Origin of the sequence: Planococcus maitriensis (assembly GCF_003289925.1) — a bacterium.
Taxonomy (GTDB): domain Bacteria; phylum Bacillota; class Bacilli; order Bacillales_A; family Planococcaceae; genus Planococcus; species Planococcus maitriensis.
In genome coordinates this window covers 806948-827793 of sequence record NZ_QLZQ01000001.1, presented here as the reverse complement: position 1 = coordinate 827793, position 20846 = coordinate 806948, and the positions used below count along the sequence as shown (strand labels likewise).

The 20846-nt window shown below is 49.3% G+C and carries 20 protein-coding genes; 4 read left to right on the top strand and 16 right to left on the bottom strand.

The genetic code is table 11. The features are described from left to right. Positions 1–3: 3 nt before the first annotated feature. Complete coding sequence (locus DP119_RS03980) at positions 4–597, bottom strand: general stress protein (RefSeq protein WP_112231059.1); 594 nt, start codon at positions 595–597, stop codon at positions 4–6. 401 nt (positions 598–998) lie between these two features. Between DP119_RS03980 and DP119_RS03975 the strand changes: the two genes are divergently transcribed. Both DP119_RS03975 and DP119_RS03970 read left to right on the top strand, forming a co-directional pair. After that, positions 999–2288: a tetratricopeptide repeat protein gene (locus tag DP119_RS03975; protein WP_112231057.1), complete on the top strand. Its 1290-nt coding sequence runs from the start codon at positions 999–1001 to the stop codon at positions 2286–2288. Between the two features lie 99 nt (positions 2289–2387). Continuing rightward, complete coding sequence (locus DP119_RS03970; protein ID WP_146747859.1) at positions 2388–2729, top strand: hypothetical protein; 342 nt, start codon at positions 2388–2390, stop codon at positions 2727–2729. Positions 2730–2826: 97 nt separating this feature from the next. Here DP119_RS03970 and DP119_RS03965 read toward each other — a convergent pair whose 3' ends face one another. The 9 genes from DP119_RS03965 to DP119_RS03925 all read right to left on the bottom strand — a co-directional run bounded on the left by DP119_RS03965 (position 2827) and on the right by DP119_RS03925 (position 10686). After that, on the bottom strand, positions 2827–3561 hold the full coding sequence (locus DP119_RS03965; protein WP_112231053.1) for a gamma-glutamyl-gamma-aminobutyrate hydrolase family protein: 735 nt from the start codon (positions 3559–3561) through the stop codon (positions 2827–2829). A gap of 85 nt (positions 3562–3646) precedes the next feature. Then, the gene (locus DP119_RS03960; RefSeq protein WP_112231051.1) at positions 3647–3958 is read right to left on the bottom strand and encodes an MGMT family protein; all 312 of its coding nucleotides are present in this window, start codon (positions 3956–3958) and stop codon (positions 3647–3649) included. Positions 3959–3968: 10 nt separating this feature from the next. After that, the gene (locus tag DP119_RS03955) at positions 3969–4454 is read right to left on the bottom strand and encodes a hypothetical protein (protein WP_112231049.1); all 486 of its coding nucleotides are present in this window, start codon (positions 4452–4454) and stop codon (positions 3969–3971) included. Positions 4455–4486: 32 nt separating this feature from the next. Continuing rightward, a complete protein-coding gene (locus tag DP119_RS03950; protein WP_112231048.1) occupies positions 4487–5470 on the bottom strand; it encodes a GNAT family N-acetyltransferase in 984 nt (327 codons plus the stop codon). Positions 5471–5496: 26 nt separating this feature from the next. Next, a complete protein-coding gene (locus tag DP119_RS03945) occupies positions 5497–6156 on the bottom strand; it encodes a YveK family protein (RefSeq protein ID WP_112231046.1) in 660 nt (219 codons plus the stop codon). A 329-nt stretch (positions 6157–6485) separates the two neighbouring features. Continuing rightward, positions 6486–6791, bottom strand: coding sequence for a MarR family transcriptional regulator (locus tag DP119_RS03940; protein WP_240616366.1), 306 nt, complete (start codon positions 6789–6791; stop codon positions 6486–6488). A 180-nt stretch (positions 6792–6971) separates the two neighbouring features. Then, positions 6972–8267 carry a Zn-dependent hydrolase gene (locus DP119_RS03935; RefSeq protein WP_112231042.1) on the bottom strand — a complete coding sequence of 432 codons (1296 nt, stop codon included), beginning with the start codon at positions 8265–8267 and terminating at the stop codon, positions 6972–6974. A gap of 20 nt (positions 8268–8287) precedes the next feature. Then, on the bottom strand, positions 8288–9466 hold the full coding sequence (locus DP119_RS03930) for an amidohydrolase (protein WP_112231040.1): 1179 nt from the start codon (positions 9464–9466) through the stop codon (positions 8288–8290). Between the two features lie 23 nt (positions 9467–9489). Beyond that, entirely contained in the window at positions 9490–10686 is a 1197-nt protein-coding gene (locus DP119_RS03925; protein WP_112231038.1) for a hypothetical protein, read from the bottom strand. 342 nt (positions 10687–11028) lie between these two features. Between DP119_RS03925 and DP119_RS03920 the strand changes: the two genes are divergently transcribed. Then, positions 11029–12453 carry an NAD-dependent succinate-semialdehyde dehydrogenase gene (locus tag DP119_RS03920; protein WP_112231036.1) on the top strand — a complete coding sequence of 475 codons (1425 nt, stop codon included), beginning with the start codon at positions 11029–11031 and terminating at the stop codon, positions 12451–12453. Between the two features lie 54 nt (positions 12454–12507). Here the strand turns inward: DP119_RS03920 and thrB are convergent, their stop codons facing one another. From thrB to DP119_RS03905, 3 genes are read right to left on the bottom strand one after another with little or no spacing between them, the layout of a single operon-like run. Beyond that, positions 12508–13413, bottom strand: a complete 906-nt coding sequence (thrB, locus tag DP119_RS03915) for a homoserine kinase (protein ID WP_112231034.1) — start codon at positions 13411–13413, stop codon at positions 12508–12510. Further along, entirely contained in the window at positions 13410–14471 is a 1062-nt protein-coding gene (gene thrC, locus DP119_RS03910) for a threonine synthase (protein WP_112231032.1), read from the bottom strand. Before thrC ends, thrB begins: the two co-directional genes overlap by 4 nt. Further along, complete coding sequence (locus DP119_RS03905) at positions 14468–15766, bottom strand: homoserine dehydrogenase (protein ID WP_112231030.1); 1299 nt, start codon at positions 15764–15766, stop codon at positions 14468–14470. Before DP119_RS03905 ends, thrC begins: the two co-directional genes overlap by 4 nt. A 128-nt stretch (positions 15767–15894) precedes the next feature. Between DP119_RS03905 and DP119_RS03900 the strand changes: the two genes are divergently transcribed. After that, complete coding sequence (locus DP119_RS03900; RefSeq protein ID WP_112231028.1) at positions 15895–17262, top strand: aspartate kinase; 1368 nt, start codon at positions 15895–15897, stop codon at positions 17260–17262. A 74-nt stretch (positions 17263–17336) separates the two neighbouring features. On the opposite strand, the gene DP119_RS03895 is transcribed toward DP119_RS03900, so the two are convergent. The 3 genes from DP119_RS03895 to DP119_RS03885 form a co-directional block, all read right to left on the bottom strand. Further along, positions 17337–17834, bottom strand: coding sequence for a cupin domain-containing protein (locus DP119_RS03895; RefSeq protein WP_112231026.1), 498 nt, complete (start codon positions 17832–17834; stop codon positions 17337–17339). A 44-nt stretch (positions 17835–17878) separates the two neighbouring features. After that, positions 17879–19504 carry a M20/M25/M40 family metallo-hydrolase gene (locus DP119_RS03890; protein WP_112231024.1) on the bottom strand — a complete coding sequence of 542 codons (1626 nt, stop codon included), beginning with the start codon at positions 19502–19504 and terminating at the stop codon, positions 17879–17881. A 149-nt stretch (positions 19505–19653) separates the two neighbouring features. Further along, on the bottom strand, positions 19654–20817 hold the full coding sequence (locus DP119_RS03885; RefSeq protein ID WP_112231021.1) for an aminotransferase class I/II-fold pyridoxal phosphate-dependent enzyme: 1164 nt from the start codon (positions 20815–20817) through the stop codon (positions 19654–19656). Positions 20818–20846 lie beyond the last annotated feature (29 nt).

Here is a 20846-nt window from a genome sequence, read left to right as displayed (position 1 = left end):
GCCTCATCTGTATTTTTTATTGGTTTTGCTTTGTGCTTCGGTCTTGCTCGTTCCGCCTCTGGCTTTTTCGACTTCCGGTTTTTCCTGTGTCGTAAACGAAACGTGGCGCTCGTCTTTCACTAATGTCGGATCCTGGAGGAAAGTCTCCCCGCGGGCAAAACGGTCTTCCTGTTCGTCGTAATTATTATCGACAGATTGGATGAATTGCTGGCGTTCCGCATCTGTCGGTTCCTGCCCGGGCGCCCCTTCCGATTGTTCCAGCGCATCGATGATCCCTTTCCGTTCATTTTCTACATATAATAAAATACCGCCTTTAGCCACGTCTTCCGTATAACGCTTGGACTCCTCTTCAGACAAGCCGAGCGAATCAATGGATTCCTTGACGGCACTTTTACCCGTCACGAAGCTTTTCATCTTATCCCCGAGCGATCCCGCTTGCTCCACTTCCAGTTGGCGGCCTTCCAAATGATCCGGCTGTTCAGCCACCGCATGGATTACATTGGCGGAATATCCCTGTTCATTGAATTGGCGCAATTTACGGTCAAGGTCTTCCTGCGAATAAACAATTCCTAGTACCTTTTTATTTGATGAATTCATGATAAATACCCCCGTTTTATTGAATTGGCTGATGCATTATTCTTCCTTACCCTTCAAGGCACTTTATCTAAACTTTCATGAAATTATTGCGGTAGAACAAAAGGACTAGTAGTAAGTCCAATTACTGTAATGATTTGGCTATAATTTTAGCCATTAGGCACTTTTTACCTTTTTTCTCAAAACAAGAGTTATAGCTATAAAAAAGCAGTTTATTTTGAAAATTGATGCTATCATAGATTTAATATATGTAATTAAAGTAAAATGTGGATGTGGAGGCGGTAATTATCGTACTTAACAATCTCTCGGATATACGCTTGCCAGGGCCGCCTGGCCAAGCGGAGGAAAACTCTCCTACATGGATGATTGAAGTACTGCCCATGCAAACGGAAAGGAGAGCGGACATGGACACTGGAATGCGACTGAAATATCATCGGCTGAAAAAACGTTTCAGCATGGAAGAAACTGCATCGGGCATTTTCTCTCCGAAGGAACTGAAAAAGATTGAAGCAGGATTGAAAGAACCTGCCCTTAAAGAATTGGAAGCATTGTGCAAAAAACTTGAAATCCCGCTAGCCGCCAAAGATAACCCAATCGGCAAGGTGCTAGTGAAAAACTTTAAGAATTCGCTGCTTCATCCACAGAACAAAGGCAAGATCATGGAACACTATGCAGACATCTGCAACCACCCTCTCCTGCGCGCAGACGAAGACGTCGAACTTGAATTCGACATCCAGCAAATCCGCTATTTCATCATTACCGGCGATTTGGAAAGCGCAGAAAAGAAAATCAAAGAAATGGACCGGTTCAAGGAATTCATGGACCAAGAACAGTATTACCTGTTCCATAAATATAACGGAAACTATAACTACATCCTGAATGATTATGAAAACGCTTTGAAAACTTACTTGATTGCTGAAAAGATTGCGCCGAAGTCTATTTCAGCGGCTGAAATAGGGGATTTATACTATTCTATCGGTATATCAAGCAATTATTGCCAAGAACATGAACTAGCCTATAAGTATTCAGACTTGGCATTGAAAATTTACCAGCAAGAGTTTGTTCCTAAACGGATCGTAGAGTGCCATTTGAATATAGCGATCACTCACGAATATTTCGGGAATCACAAGCTATCTATGGAGCACTATAAAAACGCTCTGACTATAGGCAGTAAATTAGATATCGACATTTTAAAGTTCACTACCGAATACAATGTAGGATATTCAAACTTCATATATCAACAATACGAAGAGGCTATACCGCACTTGAACAATTCGCTGAAATATATACCTGACGAGTATATAGCCGATAGTATTTCTGCTCATTGTGTTTTAATTAAATGTCATTTAGAACTAGGCAATAAAGCTAAAGCTAAAGAAATAATGGAAGTTGGCCAAAGATTAGTAGAAGCTAAAGAAGTGAGAATAGATTCCCCTTCAAATGCTGTTTTCAAAGATGCTTATATGGAGTTTGTGTCTCTAACTTACTTATTAAATGAAGAAGATGAGAAATTTGAAGAAATCATATTAGACAAATTGATGACCAGCTTCACAAATTCAAATAGTTATCATGATTTGGGATATTATTTGGGTTATTTGGGTAAGATGTATTTTAGGCAGGAACGTTATAAAGAGGCTGCTGTAGCCTTCGAAAAATCGAAAGACGCTTACAAAGAGGTTCTTAATATTAAATAGGAGTGGATAATGATGAAAAAAGGTATTGCTATATTATTTATGTCTGCTATTGCCCTTAGTACTTTACCGAATTTTAATAGTATATCAGCGTCTGAAGAATTGGCTGCGAAAGCTCGCATTCCTGAGCCTTGGTCCGTTGAAGACCAGTTCGCTGCGAAAGCTCGTATTCCTGAGCCTTGGTCCGTTGAAGACCAGTTCGCTGCGAAAGCTCGCATTCCTGAGCCTTGGTCCATTGAAGACCAGTTCGCTGCGAAAGCTCGCATTCCTGAGCCTTGGTCCGTTGAAGACCAGTTCGCTGCGAAAGCTCGCATTCCTGAGCCTTGGTCCGTTGAAGACCAGTTCGCTGCGAAAGCTCGCATTCCTGAGCCTTGGTCCGTTGAAGACCAGTTCGCTGCGAAAGCTCGCATTCCTGAGCCTTGGTCCGTCAACCCGAAAGCATAATTTACGGATAGCACTTTTAACCCGCCCTTCCATAATGGAAGGGCGGGTTTTTGATGGTGGAATGAGAAAAACGCCGGGGCAGTCCCAGCGTTTTTTCTTATTGGTTCTGTTTTTTGTCGATCAGGCATTCTTTGACGAAATATGAAAAGATATTGCAAGAAGCTTCATCGCCTTGCAGCGCGAATTCTTCAGGATGCCATTGGATGCCCATCGCAAATTGATGGTTCGGGCTTTGCAATGCTTCTACAAGCCCATCTGCCGCGCGGGCGGCCACTTCCAAGCCTTCTGCAACATCTTTGACACCTTGGTGATGGAAGGAATTCACATGGAATTCCTTTTCTTTCATGATTTCATAGAGCAAGCTGTCTTCTTCCAATTTTACGGAATGCGTACGGTGTGTCCGCATGGCCATTTGCTTGTGCTGATAAAGCGTTCCTTCGTATTGGGATTCCAGATCCTGATAAACGGTTCCGCCGAATGCCACGTTGAACATTTGCATGCCCCGGCACATTCCGATAAACGGTTTATCCAACTTCAGGAAATTCAAGATAAGTTCTTCTTCGTATTTATCACTGCCCGGATAGACGGCGCCTAAACGGACATGAGGCTCTTCCCCATAAATATTAGGGTTGATATCCCCGCCTCCGGTGACGATCAACCCATCCAATCGCTCGCAAAGAAGCGGAATATCTTCCTCGTCCACAATCGGGACGATCAAAGGCAATCCGCCTGCCTGCAGGATGGCTTTTGCGTAAACAGGGTCCAAAGAATACATTTGGTCCTCTTCTACACGAGCCGTAATCCCGATAACCGGTTTGTTTTCTGTAGCCACTATAATTCCCCATTTCTGCAACAAAAATTTGTCGATGCAGGTTTATACCCTTTTTAGGGCAAATGATAAACTTACATTTTTTTGCTTACAGATCCGGAAAGTGTTGGTAGCGGCTTAAAGAGACTTTCCCTTCTTCCTCAAAACAAAGCCCTTCCTCTTCCAATAGCTGTCTTTGGGTGAATCGCCCTTCTCCGTCCTTGATGGCGATTTCGCCTTTCGCATTGACGATTCTATGCCACGGAATACCCTGTTTTTCACTCATGCTGTGAAGGATCCGGGCAACTTGGCGGGCAGAGCGGGGGCTTCCCGCCGTCCGGGCTACTTGCCCATAAGACATCACTTTGCCTTCCGGTATGCTTTTCATTACTTCGATCGCTTTCTTTGTAAATGGCTGCATCGCTTAATGATTACCCCTTTTTGGCGTCTGCCGAATGTTTCTTGATTTCCTCAAGCAAATCCCCTGCCTCATATCGCTGAATCAGTTCTTCGACGAATTCAAACAAAGGCAGGTTGGTGGCTTCCACAGCCAATCCTCCGCTTTCGGCATGGATTTGGCGGTAATAGGCACCCATTTTTTCCACCTGCTCCTTGAACCCATCCAAACTGGATTCATCGGTATGCTTCAACGGTTCTTGGACATTTTTCTTCTTTCCTTCATTTACGTAAAGAAAATTCATCTTGTCAAGTTCCCGCACTTTCTCGTCGAATAGGCGCTGGTTATCATCGTATCTGTAAAAATTACGCCAGTATTCGAAAATGGTTTTTGCGACGCCAAGCCGCAGCGCCCCATTAACAGAATCCAATCCCTCCACAACACATAATTCATACATGATTTTTCGCAGCGACTTCTTGTATTCCCGTTCCACTACCCCTTTATATTGCGTATATCTCATTATTATACCTCCCTGTATTTACTGTACACGGCTCAGATATTGCGGTAGCGCCGGATAATGTCTTCGTCGTCCATGGAAATGAATTGATCATATACCTCTCGGTCATGGATGCATTTTCCGATAAAGAAGGTGGATGGCGGCATATTGGCAATCGCCCGCTTCGCATCCCCTAGATCACTGTCCAGGCTTCCTCCCAAATGAAATTCTTCATAATAATTATCCAGGCCCCATTCAGCCACTTTCGCTAGCAGTTCACGGTCCGCCTGATGCTTTTTCCCTTCCGGCAAATTGCCTTCCAAATGGAAATGGATGGTCTTGCCCATCGCCAGGACATAACAGGCGGAGACCAATTTTTCTTCTATATAGGCGCCGAATAAATGGAGGTTCGGCCCTAATGTACTGACTAAAGCTTCGAAATAGTCATTGGTGAAAAAATAATAACTATCAGCTTCTTCCCGTCTCCTGGCATTCGAGTAATAAAGGACCAGAAATTCGAACATATGCCGCACAGTCCCTAACTTCCGGATTTCCACTTCAGATGAAGCCGTTTTTTCTTTGGCGAAATGGCTTCGCCATCTTTTCAAATCAACTGCAAAAGTTTCGTATAAAGGCAATAAGTGCAAATAATTTTTAAAGAACTCAGCATTTTCCCGGTAAGGGTGAAAGCGGACGAATTCAGCGACGATCTGCTCATCCCTGCAGAAAACGGCGAATGCCTCCCTGAAGTTAGCTACAAGCGACGCGCCGTCGGAACGGATCTTCAATACCGACCCGCCATAGCCGAATGGCGTCGCGATATCGAAATACTGCGGCATTCCCTCGTTCACTTTCCTCTTGATGAAAGGATATGCCACTTCCCCGTCTTCACATTGAAAATAAAAGAGGTAAGCTTCTCCGGGATCCAGTTTAAGGGCACTCAGGAAGTATTGGGTCGTGTAGTAAATATCCTGTATGTCCAAGGCATCAAGTATTTCCTGCCATTCGATATGCTCTTGGATGGAAACCAGCTTGTACATATTCTCACCTCTGCTTTAACTGCCGCTTATTTGAAGACGGTTTGTAAATGTGCATTCTTCCTTCTTCCAAATTGGGCATATCGTCTTGCGAAGCCCAACAGCTCGATTGTCAAGCTCAGCAAGACTCCCGCCGCCAACCCTGCAATTGCTGCAAAAGATAGCAGTAGACTCAAGCTGCTGTTCTCTTCCATCGCATTAGTGGACGTGCCCGCTTTCAAGATGACGCTCACATTGTCGACTTTCAGTACATGCTTCACTTCTTCTTGCAAGCTGAATGCTATGGCATTCGCGATTGAAGCGGCTTCATTTCTATCGCTTGCCGAGACAACGATATTTAGGACCTGGGAATTTTCAGGCCGGGAGATCATTATGCGCTCATGAAGGTCGGCCATCGAATACTCGCTTCCTGTGCGTTCAAGCACTTGGGACAGCACAGCCGGGCTTTTCGCCAGTACTTGGTAGGCTTCGAGCGTTTGATAATCGGATGCGGCTAAAGTTTCCCCATGGACAGTCTCGGATGTTAGCGGTTCGACAAACACTTGGCTTGTCGCCATGTATTCAGGCTCATAAACAAAGACTGATACAAGCCATACGGCAAAGACTGTTGATACGGTTGTACCGGCTACCAGCATGAAATTCCTGCTGATGCAAGCCAACAGCCGGCGGCCGATTAGTTGTTTCCCCATTTCCCATCCTCCTTGCTATGGTGTTACCGAACTTCATATCTAAAAATTCAGATTATTCTAGTACCTTTATATCACACTTTCTTGGTTCGTTCTACACTTTTAAGCGTATTTACATAAAAAATCTGAATAAATATAAGTAAATAGACTGTACATAACCCTCTATTTATTTTAATAACTGATAATATAGTTCCATTTCCCCTTATTGAAGAAATGAAAATCTTCCAAGCTATGCGACTTTTCGTACCCATTCTAGTGAAAGGCGGACATAACAAAAAGACTGGCGGGATACCCGCCAGTCTTAGCTGCGCCGATTCTACGGCCGGTTTAAATTATTCCTGCCACAAACCGATGATGCCGTTTCTTCTATAGATAATCTCTTCTTCCTCAAGCCGTTTCAAAACCTTGGTCAAGGTTTGGTGAGAAATATTCAGATCGTGCGTGATTTCTTTGATGGTCTTAAAAAGCACGCCTTCCGACGAAGCATTCCTAATGAAATATTCCATAAACCTTTCAGCGATTTCTGCTGTTCGAGCAGTTTCCGATGAAAAATAATGGCGGCACTCCTTCAAGATCTTTTCTTCTGAAAATGGGCGCGCACTATTGGAAGCATTATTCTCAACTGCTTTCACGTTCATCACCTCCGTGCAAATTTTATATCATTTCTTGTATTTTACATACCCGATTTACCGCTAAATATACACTCTATATCAATTTAACCTGATAATTCCATAATAAGGATTATTTCATCCATATTTTTCAAAAAATCTTCATAATAAAAAGACAGAGGAGCCCCTCTGCCTTCTTTACGGAAATTACTATGCATTTGCCATTCTAGATTCGATAAACGCTTTCAAGGCATGGACGCCGTGAACGCAATCCGATAGCGACGACCATTCTTTCGGATTATGGCTGATGCCTTCTTTGCTGCGGACAAAAAGCATCGCGACCGGAACATGGCGTCCTACGATCATGGCGTCATGGCCGGCACCGCTCGGGATCCGAACCGGTTCGATGCCCTGCCGCTCCAGAATCCCTGCCAGTTCTTGCTGCAGCTCCTCTGTGATCGGCACCGGAAGGATACTGGTGTTTTGCTGGAGCGAAACAGCAACTCGATGCTTTTCGGCCACTTCTTCCGCCAGGCTTCGGATGCGCTCCACGAGCTGATCCCGCGGCTCTTTATGGATATCGCGCGCATCTACATGCAGCACGACTTGCTCCGGGATGACATTGATGCCGTTTGGCGAGACATCCAACTTCCCGACAGTCGCCACAGCCGTCTCGCTGATCGCTGGGGGAAGTTCGGGCAAGCGGCTGACGAACTCACCTGCTGCCACCAAACTATCCGTCCTGCCAATCATCGGCGTATTGCCGGCATGGCCTGCCTGTCCTGAAAACCGCACTTCCATCCAGGCCGGGCCGGCAATTCCGCTGACGATACCGACCGGCTGATTTTCCTGTTCAAGTTTTTTCCCTTGCTCGATATGCACTTCTGCGAACAATTCCAGCTCCGATAAATTTCGGGCCGAGCCACGGAAAGCTTCGATGGAACTGCCATAGGATTCAAGAACTTGTTCCAAGCCTAGCCCGTCGTAATCCCGCAATTGTTTCATTTCCGCTTCGGTAATATCCCCGGTCATCGCACGGCTTCCAGTCAGGCCGCTATTGAATCTTGAGCCTTCCTCGTCGCTGAAAATCACCACTTCATAAGGTTTTGCGGGAACAAAGCCGGCTTCCTTCCAGGCTTCCACCACCTCGAGCGCTGACAGCACGCCGAGCGGCCCATCAAAGTTGCCGCCATTCGGTACGCTGTCGACATGGGATCCCGAGGCGATAGCCGGGCCATCCGACTGGCCCGGCAGAGAGCCGAAAACATTTCCCGCTCCGTCTTCCCTCACATTGAGGCCGGCTTCTTCCATCCACGCCCTGACCAATTGCTTGGCTTGTTTTTCTTCATCGGATAACCCCGGCCGCTTGATTCCGCCGGGTTCGGTATAACCGATCTCCGATAAGGCATGCAAGCGTTTCGCAAGACGTTCCCCGCTGACTCCTGAATGGTCCAATTGCTTATCGTATCCTTTGATTAAGTCTTCGTATAATGTGCTATTTGCCATAAGCCCCTCCATCGATTCGGTTATTTTTCATTCAAATAACTATAAGCGTATTGCGCATACAGTTCCGCGCCGGTTGAAAGCGCATCTTCATCGATATTGAATCGCCCATGATGATGCGCCCATTCTGTGTCTTTCTCTGGATTCCCCGCTCCGACCAATGCGAAACAGCCTGGCGCTTCGTCCAAAAAGAATGAGAAATCTTCTCCGCCCATCGTCGGCTCTTCATGGTACAAGGCATCTTCCCCGAAAGCTTCCGCTGCTACCGATCGGGCCAATCGTGAACTTTCCGTTTCATTGATGACCGCCTGCGTGCCGCGGATATATTCCAGTTCAGCAGCCCCACCGTAGAGTTCGGCAGTATTTCTGGTATACACTTCGAGCTGCTTCTCGATATGGTCGCGCACTTCCGGGTCGAAACAGCGGACGGTCCCTTCGATCACTGCGTTTTCTGCGATGACATTGAACCGCGTGCCGACCGTCATTTTCCCTACAGTGACGACGGCGGGCTGCTTCGGGTCGATGGTCCGGGAGACGATCGATTGGGCATTCATGACGAACGCGGAAGCCATCACCGATGCATCGATGCAATCTTGGGGCATGGCTCCATGGCCGCCGCGGCCAGTGAAGCGGACATTGAAAATGTCAGCGGACGCGAATGACGGGCCAGCCGTACATGATATCTTGCCGGTCGGGCTCTGCGACCAGATGTGCATCCCGAACACATTATCGACGCCTTCCATCGCGCCCTGTTTTACCATTTCCCTCGCGCCTGTCGCGACTTCCTCTGCCGGCTGGAACAGGAACCTGACCGTCCCTTCGAGCTGGCCTTTGACCGATACGAGCGCTTTTGCGGCAATCAACAGCATCGCTGTATGCGCATCATGGCCGCATGCATGCATTTTCCCTTGTTCTTTGGATCGGTATGGCAAATCCGCATTCAATTCCTCTACGGATAATGCATCCATATCCGCTCTCAGCGCAACGGTCTTGCCAGGTTTAGCACCGGCCAACTCCCCGATGACACCAGTCGGTTCGGTCTTGCGGCATTCGATGCCCAGTCCAGTTAAATAGTTAAAGACGTATTGCGTTGTATTGTGCTCTTCCCATGACAACTCCGGTTCATTGTGAAGTTTTCTCCGGATCTCGGTCAATTCTTCGTTATGTTCTGCAATGTATTGTTTGATTTTTCCAAGAATCATTTCCATAACCTCCTAGTTTTCTCCTACAGGAATCCGACGAAGATCCCTGCCAGGATGACCGACACGATGGTGACCGTAATGAACCCGGCAACAAGCATCGGCGGCAGCATGCGGCTTGTCAGCATTTCGCGTTCTTTTTCATCTTGTGTCAATGCATTGATGACTTCGACAGTGATGATATAATCTGCCGGGAATCCGTATAGCGCCGTCAACGAACAAGCGAACGCCATTTCCTTGCTGACTTTAAGGATCTTCCCGATGATGAACGAGAAGATGTACATGCCGATCAGGCCGATGATGATGGAGCCGATCAATGGATAGAGGATCTCGAGCATCATTTGCGGCGTCGCGGTTTTCAAGCCGTCGAAGATGAACAGCAATAAAGCCATGATCGCAAAGCCGAAACCGTTCGCTTTCTGCAGCGGATGGCGCTCCAGGAAGCCGATCGAACGGGCTAATACCCCAAATAACAGGCACAACACGTAAGGGCTGATCTCAACTACAGGTGCTGCGAGTGTCGACACCAGATAGGCTGCATACCCCACTAACGCAAGGCGGAAGAATTTGAAGAAATCGGTATTGTATTTCTCCGGCAGCGCAGCGAATAGTTTCGGTTTTTCATCCTGCACTTTCTCTTCCGCCGTTCCCACAGCTAAAGGTTCATAATCCGTCAATTCGTTATTGCGGTATTTCTGCAGCAAATTGCGGCCTTCCCGTTTCAACATGACGGATGTGAGCGGATAGCCGGCAAAACCTTGGATGACGTAAATGACGATAGCGAATACAGCGAGCGTCGGGAGCCCTGCAGCAGTTGCCCCTTCCGACATGATCAATGCAGACACCAAACCTCCGACAAGCGGCGGAATCGCGACGATGACCGTCTGGAAATCGAACAGCAGCGTGCCGATGGACAGCAGGAACACGACAATCCCCAAAATCCCGGACAAGGCGATCAAAATCGTGCGCCATTGCTTTTTCAATTCATCCAGCGATAATAAAGTCCCCATGTTGGTGATCAGCAGATAGATCAGCAATGTGGCGACGACCGGCGGAATCCCGCCGATGGTCACGATATCTTCGGGGAAGAACGTCCAATATCCGATCAAGAACAATACCCCGCTGACAAAAATCGATGGAATCCAGGCTTTGGTGCGGATGGAGATCAGTTCTCCAATAAACAGGATGAAAGCCATAATGGCTAAGGCTAACATTTGGGGCATTGTAGTTCATTCCTCTCTCAGCTTCAAAACATTATACGAAAGCAAGTTTTTTAAGAAGCTTATTAGTTTTAAGCAATAGTAGCACAGAATTTCAGGTTCGGAAATATAATTTATAGACTATTTTGAAATAACTTTAAATTGTATTAACGCTCATTTTTCATGTAAGCGCAACCAACAGCGATATATTGCGTATTTCATAAATGTGAATTTTCTTCGTCACTGCTTAATTTTTTTCCTTGGATTTTCAAGCCTGGAGCTTCCTCTGCATGAATTGCCGCAAGTTTAGACAATTTCCAGTAGAGGTATTGACTACAAGAAGCATAATTTAAGGAGGAGTTATGGATGAACGGCAAACACTATATAAATGGCGAATGGACAGATAACGGTAATGATTCAATCAAAGTCATGAACCCGGCGACCGGTGAACAAGTCGGCACTGTCCCAAACGGCGGCGAAGCCGAAGCGACTGAAGCTGTCGAAGCTGCCGCTGCGGCATTTTCTTCCTGGTCGAAGACAACGGCCTATGAACGCGCAGAACTTTTAATGAAATGGCACGATCTCCTATTGGACCATAAAGAAGAAGTCGGGGAAATCCTGACCAAGGAAATGGGCAAGCCTCTGAAAGAAGCGATCGGTGAAGTGGAGTATTCCGCCTCGTTCATTTCCTGGTTCGCCGAAGAAGGCAAACGGGTATATGGCCGGACCATTCCCGCAACCAAAGATGGCAAACGGATCCAAATCAACAAGCAGCCGGTAGGCGTAGTCGCATCCATCACCCCGTGGAACTTTCCCGCTGCCATGATGGCACGGAAAATGGCGCCCGCTCTCGCAGCCGGCTGCACCTTCGTCTCGAAACCCGCGAAGATGACGCCGCTCACAGCGGTGCGCATATTTGAACTCGCAGAAGAAGCCGGATTCCCGAAAGGCGTCATCAACCTGGTGACCGGCAGCGCATCCGAAATCGGCAAAGTATTTACGAGCCACCCATCGGTCCGCAAGCTGACCTTCACCGGATCGACTGAAATCGGCAAGGAATTGATGAAGCAAGGCGCCGAGACGATGCTGAACCTGTCATTGGAGCTTGGGGGGCACGCGCCGATCATCGTCCTTGATGATGCGGATATCGACAAAGCGGTCGAAGGCGTCATGGCGTCAAAATTCCGTAACGCCGGGCAGACTTGCGTATGCGGCAACCGCATTTACGTCCAGGAAGGAATCGTCGAAGAATTTTCCGAGAAACTCAAGCAAGCAGTCGGCCAATTGAAAGTCGGCAATGGCCTTGAAGACGGAGTGGATATCGGCCCACTCGTCGACAAGGATGGTTACGAAAAAGTGGAACGCCACGTAAAAGACGCAGTCGATAAAGGCGCAAAAGTACTGGTCGGCGGAGACGGCAAATCGGCAGGTGACGCCTATTTCTATAACCCGACCGTGCTGGTTGATGCGAAAGCGGATATGCTTGTCATGAACGAGGAAACCTTCGGGCCGGTCGCGCCGGTCATGAGCTTCAAAACCGACGAGGAAGCGGTCAAGCTCGCAAACGACAGCCGCTTCGGCCTGGCCTCTTACTTCTTCACGGAAAGCATGTCGCGTGGCACCTTCATCGCCGAGAACCTCGAATACGGCATCGTCGGCTGGAACGACGGCTTGCCATCCACCGCGCAAGCCCCATTCGGCGGGATGAAAGAAAGCGGCATCGGCCGGGAAGGCGGACAGGAAGGGCTTGACGCATTCCTCGAAACCAAATACATCTCGATCAAACTATAGACATGGCGGCTCAACCGCAAAAAAGCTCCGGATCAGCTGATCCGGAGCTTTTCGTTATGCCACTGTTTCACATGATTTCGTTCCGGCTTGAGCCGGCTTCATGGCCATACTTTCATAATGCGGGAATAGCTCGCTGAGCGCCCCGGCGATTCGTTGTTCATCTCCAGCACTGACCGGGATGAAAAGGGACGGTCCCGCCCCGCTGATTGCATATCCGAAAGCCCCCAGTTTACGGCAGGCCTCACCGATTTCCTCAAAGTCCGGAAAGCGATTTTGGCGATAAGGCTGATGGAATGTATCTTTGCTCATGAGCTTGCCGGCTTTTTCCCAATCGCCACGTACCATCGCTGCCGATAGCACGTTGGCCGCAGCACTTCCCCGCACGCTTTCGGCGTGGTCAAGTTGTTCAGGCAATAAGCTTCTTGACTCTTCTGTCAGGAAAATTTCCTGTGGGATCAATAGCACGACCCCGATATCGACTTGTTCGACATGCACAGTCTCGATCTGCTGTTCATCGTAATAGGAAATGGTCAATCCACCGAGTAGCGATGCGGATATATTGTCCGGATGGCCTTCCATCTCCGTGCCGATTTGGACTTTTTCCTGATCGGACATATGCAGGCCAAGCAAACGATTGGCCAATTCAATGCCGGCTGCAATGGCAGAAGCGCTGCTGCCCAGCCCCCGCCCGAGCGGGATATCTGTCTCGATTTCCAGTTTGGCTGCAGGCAATTCTTTACCGTAGGCCGCAGCAGTGCGTTCCGCTGCCTGCAGGATCAAATTATCTTCGACACCGGACAGATGGGCGTATTCAGGTGTTTTATAATCTAACTGCCACGAATCGGCAGGCGACACATGAATATTCATATGGAGGTCCAGGGCAAGGCCGATGGAATCGAATCCCGGGCCCAAATTGGCAGTGGATGCAGGTACTGCTATCGAAAACTCTTTACCGCTCATACTTTGACCTCCTTTTTTAACTCCTCCCAAAACTGTTCCATGTTCGCCGCTTCGAGCATGCCATCCTGTTTGCTGACTTCAATTGCTGTTGCGGGGTCTTTCAAACCGTTCCCTGTCAACACGCAGACGACAGTCGACCCTTTTTTGATGAGGCCGTCTTCAACTTGTTTTTTGAGTCCCGCAATAGATGCGCAGGATGCCGGTTCCGCAAAGACGCCTTCTGTCTTGGCAAGCAACTGGTATGCTTCGAGAATTTTGTCGTCGCTTCTTGCCAAGATGGTGCCATTCGATTCATCGAGTGCATTGAGTGCCAATTGCCAGCTCGCCGGATTGCCGATGCGGATCGCCGTCGCGACCGTTTCCGGCTGTTCCACTATTTTATTCTGGACAATCGGCGAAGCGCCTTCAGCCTGGACACCCAGCAGTTCAGGGCGTTTTTCGCCAGTACGTTCCGCATATTCTGTGAAGCCTTTCCAAGCGGCGGAAATATTGCCGGCATTGCCGACAGGAAGCGCAAACAAGTCCGGCACTTTCCCGAGCTGCTCGATCACTTCGAAAGCGATTGTCTTCTGGCCTTCAAGACGGTACGGGTTGACGGAATTGACAAGGGCGATGCCCGGTTCCTTGCCGATTTCGCGGACCATTTCCAAGGCTTCATCGAAATTCCCTTTAATCTCCAGGATTTCCGCTCCGTACATTTTCGCCTGGGCCAATTTCCCAAGGGCAATGCGGCCTTCCGGAATGACGACGATCGTCCGCATGCCCGCTCTCGCACCGTATGCAGCGGCCGAAGCCGATGTATTTCCTGTGGATGCACAAACAAGGACGCTTTTGCCTTCTTCTTTCGCCTTGGCGACCGCCATGACCATGCCGCGATCCTTGAAGGAACCGGTCGGGTTGGCACCTTCGATTTTCGCATAGACCTCGATGCCCCAATCAGCAGATAGTTTCTCGAGATGGATTAGCGGTGTATTGCCTTCCTGCAATGTCAGTGAAGGTGTAGCTTCCGTCACCGGAAGCCACTCTTTGTATTGTTCGATCAGTCCAGGCCATCTCATGCTGCATCCTCCCCTTCAATGCGGTAATGGCTGATCAGGCTTGCCATCCCTTCAAGTTCTTTCAAGACATCCAAATGCTGCTGGCGGGAAATTTCATGCGTTTTCAAAATGAGCTCCGCTTTTCCTTCCGTCTCATTAGTCGCCGGGTTCTGTACGATGGACTGGATGCTTGCGCCGTGCTTGCTGTAGATGGCGCTCACTTTGGACAATACGCCGACGACATCGTCCACGAGCAAACGGTGGAAATATTTCGAACAGCTTTTATCCGCAGGCTTGATCACGCGTTCGTGCTGGGCTGCGTGTTCACGTTTCCCGTTCACTCCAAGAAGCAAGTTCCTGCAGGCGGCGATGATATCGGATACGACAGATGTCGCTGTCGGCAACGATCCGGCCCCCGGCCCGTAAAGCATCGTTTCACCGACCGCATCGCCATAGATATAAACCGCATTGAATTCATTATTGACCGAAGCCAGAGGATGGCTGTTCGCCAGGAAAATCGGTTCAACCGAAACATCGATGCCGTCTTCATCCTTTGTCGAAGAGCCGACCATTTTCATCGTATAGCCGAGGCTCTCGCCCATCTCCACATCGCCGTCCTTGATCGTTTCCATGCCGCGGATGTTGACATCATCCAGCTTCACTTCTGTCGAATAAGCGAGCGAGGATAAGATGACCATCTTGCGCGCTGCATCGAGGCCCCCGACATCCGCTGTCGGGTCAGCTTCTGCAAAGCCGAGTTCGGTCGCTTCCGCAAGCGCATCTTCATAGCTTTTCTTTTCCTGCTTCATTTTCGTCAAGATGAAGTTCGTTGTCCCGTTGACGATTCCCATCATGCTCGAGATGCGGTCGGAAGCCAGGCCGTCTTCTAGCGTGCGGATAATCGGGATTCCGCCGGCTACACTCGCTTCATAGAAAAGATCGCATTTCTCTGCGTCTGCCAGTTTCAATAAATCATGGCCATATTCCGCCATGACGTCCTTATTGGCGGTCACGACTTGCTTGCCCGATTTCAACGCTTGTTCCATCGCGGCTCTGGCGCCTTCGATACCGCCCATCACTTCCACAATTATGTCGAGGGAAGAATCATTCAAGATTTCTTCAATATCTGTCGTGAAGATATTCGGATCGAGGCCCGACGGCCGGTCTTTCCCGGCATCACGCACCAACACTTTTCGGATCGCGACTTGAGCGCCAAGTTTATGTTGCAGATCTTCCTGATGCTCCTGGATGATCTTTGCCACGCCGCCCCCTACTGTCCCGAAACCTAATAATCCGATTGAAATTTCATTTTTCATTGACGATTCCTCCCATGGTGTGTACACTGTGAAAAAACAGCTGTTTTTGTCATAGAGACATTATAGTATTATATTTTAGTGAAAACAACCCTTTTCACAGACTATTAAAAAAGATGGGACTTGATAGGATGAAAGTATGCAAATTCGGTGGAACTTCAGTCGCTAGCGCGCAGCAAATCAGAAAAGTCGCAAGTATCATCAAAGCGGACCAGGCACGCCGGATTGTGGTCGTCTCAGCTCCAGGCAAACGCCATAGTGGAGATGTAAAAGTGACCGACCTGCTCATCCGTCTCGCGTCCGCCGCATTAATGGGCGAATCCATCCAGCAGCCCTTGCAGGCAGTCATTGACCGTTACACGGAAATCGCAGATGAACTCGGCCTCGACCGGGATATCATCGACATCATCCGTGCTGACCTCACAGGCCGCTTGCGTGCAGACAGCGGCCAGCATGATTTGTATATCGACTCGATCAAAGCGGCGGGGGAAGACAATTCTGCGAAATTGATCGCCGCTTATTTCACTTCCATCGGAATGCAGGCGGAATATGTCAATCCGCACACAGCTGGCTTGTTCGTCAACGACCCGCCGGAACGCGCACAGGCTTTGCCGGAATCCTACGGCCGGCTTTCCGCTCTAAGCAGCAAACCGTCGATCACTGTCTTCCCCGGATTTTTCGCCTACACGAAATCGGGAATGCTCCGGACGTTTGACCGGGGCGGCTCCGATATCACGGGGTCCATCCTGGCAGCTGCCGTCAAGGCCGAGCTGTATGAGAACTTCACGGATGTCGACTGTGTGTTTGCAGCCAATCCCCAAGTCGTCGATAACCCCGTGGAAATCGAGCAGATGACGTACCGTGAAATGCGTGAATTGTCCTATGCCGGATTCGCAGTCCTTCACGATGAAGCTTTGATGCCTGCATACCGGGCATCCGTGCCGCTGTGCATCCGCAACACCAATAATCCGTCTGCGCCCGGAACGATGATCGTTGCGGAACGCGCCAGCTCACCGCACCCCGTTACCGGTATTTCCGCGGACAGCGGCTTCTCCACATTATATGTCGGCAAGTATTTGATGAACCGCGAAGTCGGATTCGGCCGCAAGCTTTTGCAGATCCTTGAAGAAGAAGAGATCTCCTATGAACATATCCCGTCCGGCATCGACAATCTATCGGTCATTCTCAGAAGCCACCAGCTTGATGACGAAAAAGAACAGCGCATCATCGAACGGGTAAAGAACGAACTTCATGCAGACGATGTCCATATCCGCAACGATTTCTCGATGATCGTGTTGGTCGGTGAAGGCATGAACAACAACAAAGGCCTGACTGCCCGCGCAGCCGCCGCCTTTGCCCGCACCGGTGTCAATATCGAAATGATCAACCAAGGTTCATCGGAAGTCAGCCTGGTGTTCGGCATCCTGAAAGAAGACGAAAGCAAAATCCTCAATGAATTGTACAAAGAGTTTTTCGCCCCGGCACTTGTCGGCCAGTGAAATCCCCTAAACGAAAAAGACGGAGTGCGAGGTCAACCACCTTGCGCTTCGTCTTTTTTTATTCCTTGCTTCATTCATGCCTTCCACTCGGAAAGCAATGGCCCCACATCGCCATATACAGGATCGCTCTTCGGAAGCGGCGTATTCCGGATGTCCTCGAGTACATATGGCCGCTCATCGGGCTCGCCGGTTTTCAAATTGTATTCCACACCGCCCGGATACGCCCCGACAATGCGGAAATCCTCGCTTGCCCACAAGCGTTTATGCCCTGTCCCGGCCGGCAGGACACATACGTCCCCAGCTTTCACTTCCACTTCTTCGCCGCTTTCACCGCCCAACTGCAAGCGCGCTGACCCGCTCACCACCCCCAGGGCTTCGTGTGTATTGCTGTGGTAATGGTGATAGCCGAACAAGCCGCCTTGCCACGTATTGCCCCAACCGTGCTGCTGGAATGCCTGCTCGATCCGGCCTGGCTCCCCGCTGAATGCGCCGGGATATAAGACCGCCGGAAGAGCGGGATTATTCGGTATTGCGCCGTCATCTTTAAAATGGAAAAACTGTGCATCCTTCATTCCGATCAGCTCCTTTTGCCTACCTTTACCCGGCATGCTGAAGCTTAAGCTTGTTTATTCGACAATACTGGCGTGAATTGAGACAGCAACAAATCTTCCAGCAGGACAGGAAGTTCCTCGAATGCACTCTTGCGGTTCAAACGCTCTGTGCGCTGATGCGCATCCCGCCCGAATGGCCCGACATTCAATACCGGCGCCTTCAGCTTTTGCATCGCTTCGAACGGGACGCTGTAGCTTCTGCCGTAAACTGGCGTGTTTTGTTCATATGTCTGCCAGCCTTCATTCTGGTCCTGGAAATTGACGTAACTTAAATCGGAGATGCCGTTGAAGTAATGGCCTTGCTTCACTTCCAGCCCGAAGCGTTCCAGCGCCGTTTCCTGCACTTGCTTGATGCATTTCTGGACGAGCTCTGAATCACTCGAATTGACGGGTGGATAATAAGGCGGCGCAAACAGCAGAATGACTGCTGGCGTCAGCTCGTGGCATTGGATCAATAATTGATCGGTGATGGCATGGGATTGTTCGCGTACGTCGTGATCCACATCTTCCGTTACATTCGACATGATCTGCTCGACTGTTTTTTCGCCCAGTTTTTCAAGTGCATATTCCTTCAGCTCTTCAAAGCGGAACACTTTCACTTCGTTGACCGGCTCGATTCCTTCACGCGAGCACATCTCGACGTAATCGCGGCTCATTTTAGACAGCGCTTCCCGAGCCGTTTCCTCGAACATTTGCATTGTTTCTTCCGCATTGCGTTCGAGCAGGAAAACATTGTACATGGACACTGCGCGGTACGGCGTCTGTGCGGAGTACTCCATTTTAACATCGCGCTGCAAGACCGTGACCGGCAGCGGGGACGTTTCGCCGTAAAGCATTTCGCGGAATTTCGGGTTCCAGCTCATTTCCTGGGTTAAATACGAAGCCATGTAATTAGAAGTTAGCCCGCTGAGCGGTTCGCCGACATGTGTTTCTTTCCCATAGAATAAGGCACTCGGCATGATTTTCCCGATGCTTCCGCTATATACTTTAAAATCGCTTTCTTTCGGGTCCTGGGCGAATACCGGTTCACCGTTCAAGAACAGGGAGTAATGGAGCTGATGCGTTTCAGCTAATTCCAAGAGGAACGGGACAGCGTGGCGCATGCCATTGGAATTGACTTCCTCATCCGGCACCGTCAGCAGCACCAGATTGACCGGCCAATGTTCCGTAGACGCCTTTTCGAGCAAGGCCATATGCAAGGCGAGCCCCGCTTTCATATCCATCGTGCCGCGGCCGAACAGATAATTGCCGGATTCGAGATCAGCCAAAGCTTCTTCAGTGAGCATTTCCTTCCGGTCATGGAGCGCACGCGTCAACAAGCGCGGGCTTGCGGCAAGAGGGCGCAAAACCCCATAATCTTCTGTCGACACCGTATCGAAATGGCTGATCAGAACGACCGTATCCATTGCCTCTTCATGTTTATAGAGCGCCGTCAGGAACGTGCGGCCCCAGTTGACTTCGCCCAGCTCCAAGTGGTCCGGATGCTGTTTGAAATAATCCAATTCACCCAATAATCCTTTTAATTTCACCGGGAATTCCGCCTCTCCTTGCGTCAGGTAAATACTTTCCCAGCTGACCAGCTCGCACAGCAAATCCTCCAATTTCTCCGGTGTATCCCAGAAACGCTCCATGTCGACCAACCCTTTCCTTATTCCATTTAACTTGAATATATGATTTTTCCTTATCATGATAGCGTTAAACTCCATCGATGCCCTTAAATGCTTCGAACAGCCCGTGCGTGTATTCCGCCGCGGGCTGTTCGAAGCTATCGCCGATTGACTTATTTATTATTGAGGGTAGATACAAACTTTTCCAGCCGATCCATGCCTTCTTCTAATACCGGCATGCTGTATGCATAGGAAATTCGCAGGAAGCCTTCCCCATATTCAGTGAAGGCAGAACCAGGAACGGCGGCCACCCCGCCTTCTTTCAACAAACGGATAGCAAATTCATAGGAAGGCAGCCCGAATTTTTCAATCGAAGGGAAAATATAGAAAGCCCCGTTCGGCTTGATGACATCAATGCCCATCCCCTTCAAGCGCTCATAAACGAAATCCCGGCGCTCGATATAGGCTTTGTTCATTTCCGCCGGCACGTGCCGCTGGTTCGTCAATGCTTCAATTGCGGCGTACTGGGCCGGGGCGGAAGCGCAAATTGCGTTGTATTGATGCACTTTCAAGACATGTTCCATCAATTCCGCAGGCCCCAGGATATAGCCGATGCGCCACCCTGTCATCGAATGGGATTTCGATAAGCCATGGATGAGAACCGTTTTGTCGCGCAAGCTCTCGAAGCAGGCAAATGTGCAATGGGTTCCGCCAAATGTGTTTTCACTGTAAATTTCGTCTGTCACGATATACAATTCATGGCGTTCGAAGACTTCTTTTAAAGCGGATAGTTCATCCATCGTCATCGTGACGCCTGTCGGGTTTGATGGAAAGTTCATCAACACCGCCTTGGTCCGCTCATTGATCAATTGCTCGAGCGCTTGCGGATCCGGTTTGAAGCCGGTATCCGATGTATCCAAGTAGACGACTTTGCCGCCGCATAGTTCCACTAATGGCCCATAGCCGGAATAAGTCGGTGCCGGCAGGATGACTTCATCGCCTTCTTCCAGTATCGTCCGGAATACGGAATCCAATCCTTCACTTGCGCCATTCGTGACGATGATTTCATCTTCTGTCCGGTAAGACAAGCCGTAGCTGTCCTTGAAAAAAGACTGGATGGCCTGGCGCAGTTCGAGGACGCCCGCGTTATGCGTGTAATTGGTCTGGTTATTGCGGATGGCGTCGATGCCTGCCTGCTTGACCGCATCGGGTGTCGGGAAATCCGGCTGGCCGACCGTCAAATTGACCGCATCCGGATAATCCACCATTTGGTTGGCGAATTGGCGAATGCCTGAGAAGACAATCGACTCCGCCCGTTTGTTAATTGTCATGCTCATAGAAAAAACAACCTTTCTTAAATTAGAAA

Bases quoted from the DNA above. Each gene is read 5' to 3' on its own strand.
- DP119_RS03980 (WP_112231059.1), bottom strand. From the start codon at position 597: ATGAATTCATCAAATAAAAAGGTACTAGGAATTGTTTATTCGCAGGAA.
- DP119_RS03975 (WP_112231057.1), top strand. From the start codon at position 999: ATGGACACTGGAATGCGACTGAAATATCATCGGCTGAAAAAACGTTTC.
- DP119_RS03960 (WP_112231051.1), bottom strand. From the start codon at position 3,958: ATGCAGCCATTTACAAAGAAAGCGATCGAAGTAATGAAAAGCATACCG.
- DP119_RS03955 (WP_112231049.1), bottom strand. From the start codon at position 4,454: ATGAGATATACGCAATATAAAGGGGTAGTGGAACGGGAATACAAGAAG.
- DP119_RS03950 (WP_112231048.1), bottom strand. From the start codon at position 5,470: ATGTACAAGCTGGTTTCCATCCAAGAGCATATCGAATGGCAGGAAATA.
- DP119_RS03945 (WP_112231046.1), bottom strand. From the start codon at position 6,156: ATGGGGAAACAACTAATCGGCCGCCGGCTGTTGGCTTGCATCAGCAGG.
- DP119_RS03940 (WP_240616366.1), bottom strand. From the start codon at position 6,791: ATGAACGTGAAAGCAGTTGAGAATAATGCTTCCAATAGTGCGCGCCCA.
- DP119_RS03935 (WP_112231042.1), bottom strand. From the start codon at position 8,267: ATGGCAAATAGCACATTATACGAAGACTTAATCAAAGGATACGATAAG.
- DP119_RS03930 (WP_112231040.1), bottom strand. From the start codon at position 9,466: ATGATTCTTGGAAAAATCAAACAATACATTGCAGAACATAACGAAGAA.
- DP119_RS03925 (WP_112231038.1), bottom strand. From the start codon at position 10,686: ATGCCCCAAATGTTAGCCTTAGCCATTATGGCTTTCATCCTGTTTATT.
- DP119_RS03920 (WP_112231036.1), top strand. From the start codon at position 11,029: ATGAACGGCAAACACTATATAAATGGCGAATGGACAGATAACGGTAAT.
- thrB (WP_112231034.1), bottom strand. From the start codon at position 13,413: ATGAGCGGTAAAGAGTTTTCGATAGCAGTACCTGCATCCACTGCCAAT.
- thrC (WP_112231032.1), bottom strand. From the start codon at position 14,471: ATGAGATGGCCTGGACTGATCGAACAATACAAAGAGTGGCTTCCGGTG.
- DP119_RS03905 (WP_112231030.1), bottom strand. From the start codon at position 15,766: ATGAAAAATGAAATTTCAATCGGATTATTAGGTTTCGGGACAGTAGGG.
- DP119_RS03900 (WP_112231028.1), top strand. From the start codon at position 15,895: ATGAAAGTATGCAAATTCGGTGGAACTTCAGTCGCTAGCGCGCAGCAA.
- DP119_RS03895 (WP_112231026.1), bottom strand. From the start codon at position 17,834: ATGAAGGATGCACAGTTTTTCCATTTTAAAGATGACGGCGCAATACCG.
- DP119_RS03890 (WP_112231024.1), bottom strand. From the start codon at position 19,504: ATGGAGCGTTTCTGGGATACACCGGAGAAATTGGAGGATTTGCTGTGC.
- DP119_RS03885 (WP_112231021.1), bottom strand. From the start codon at position 20,817: ATGAGCATGACAATTAACAAACGGGCGGAGTCGATTGTCTTCTCAGGC.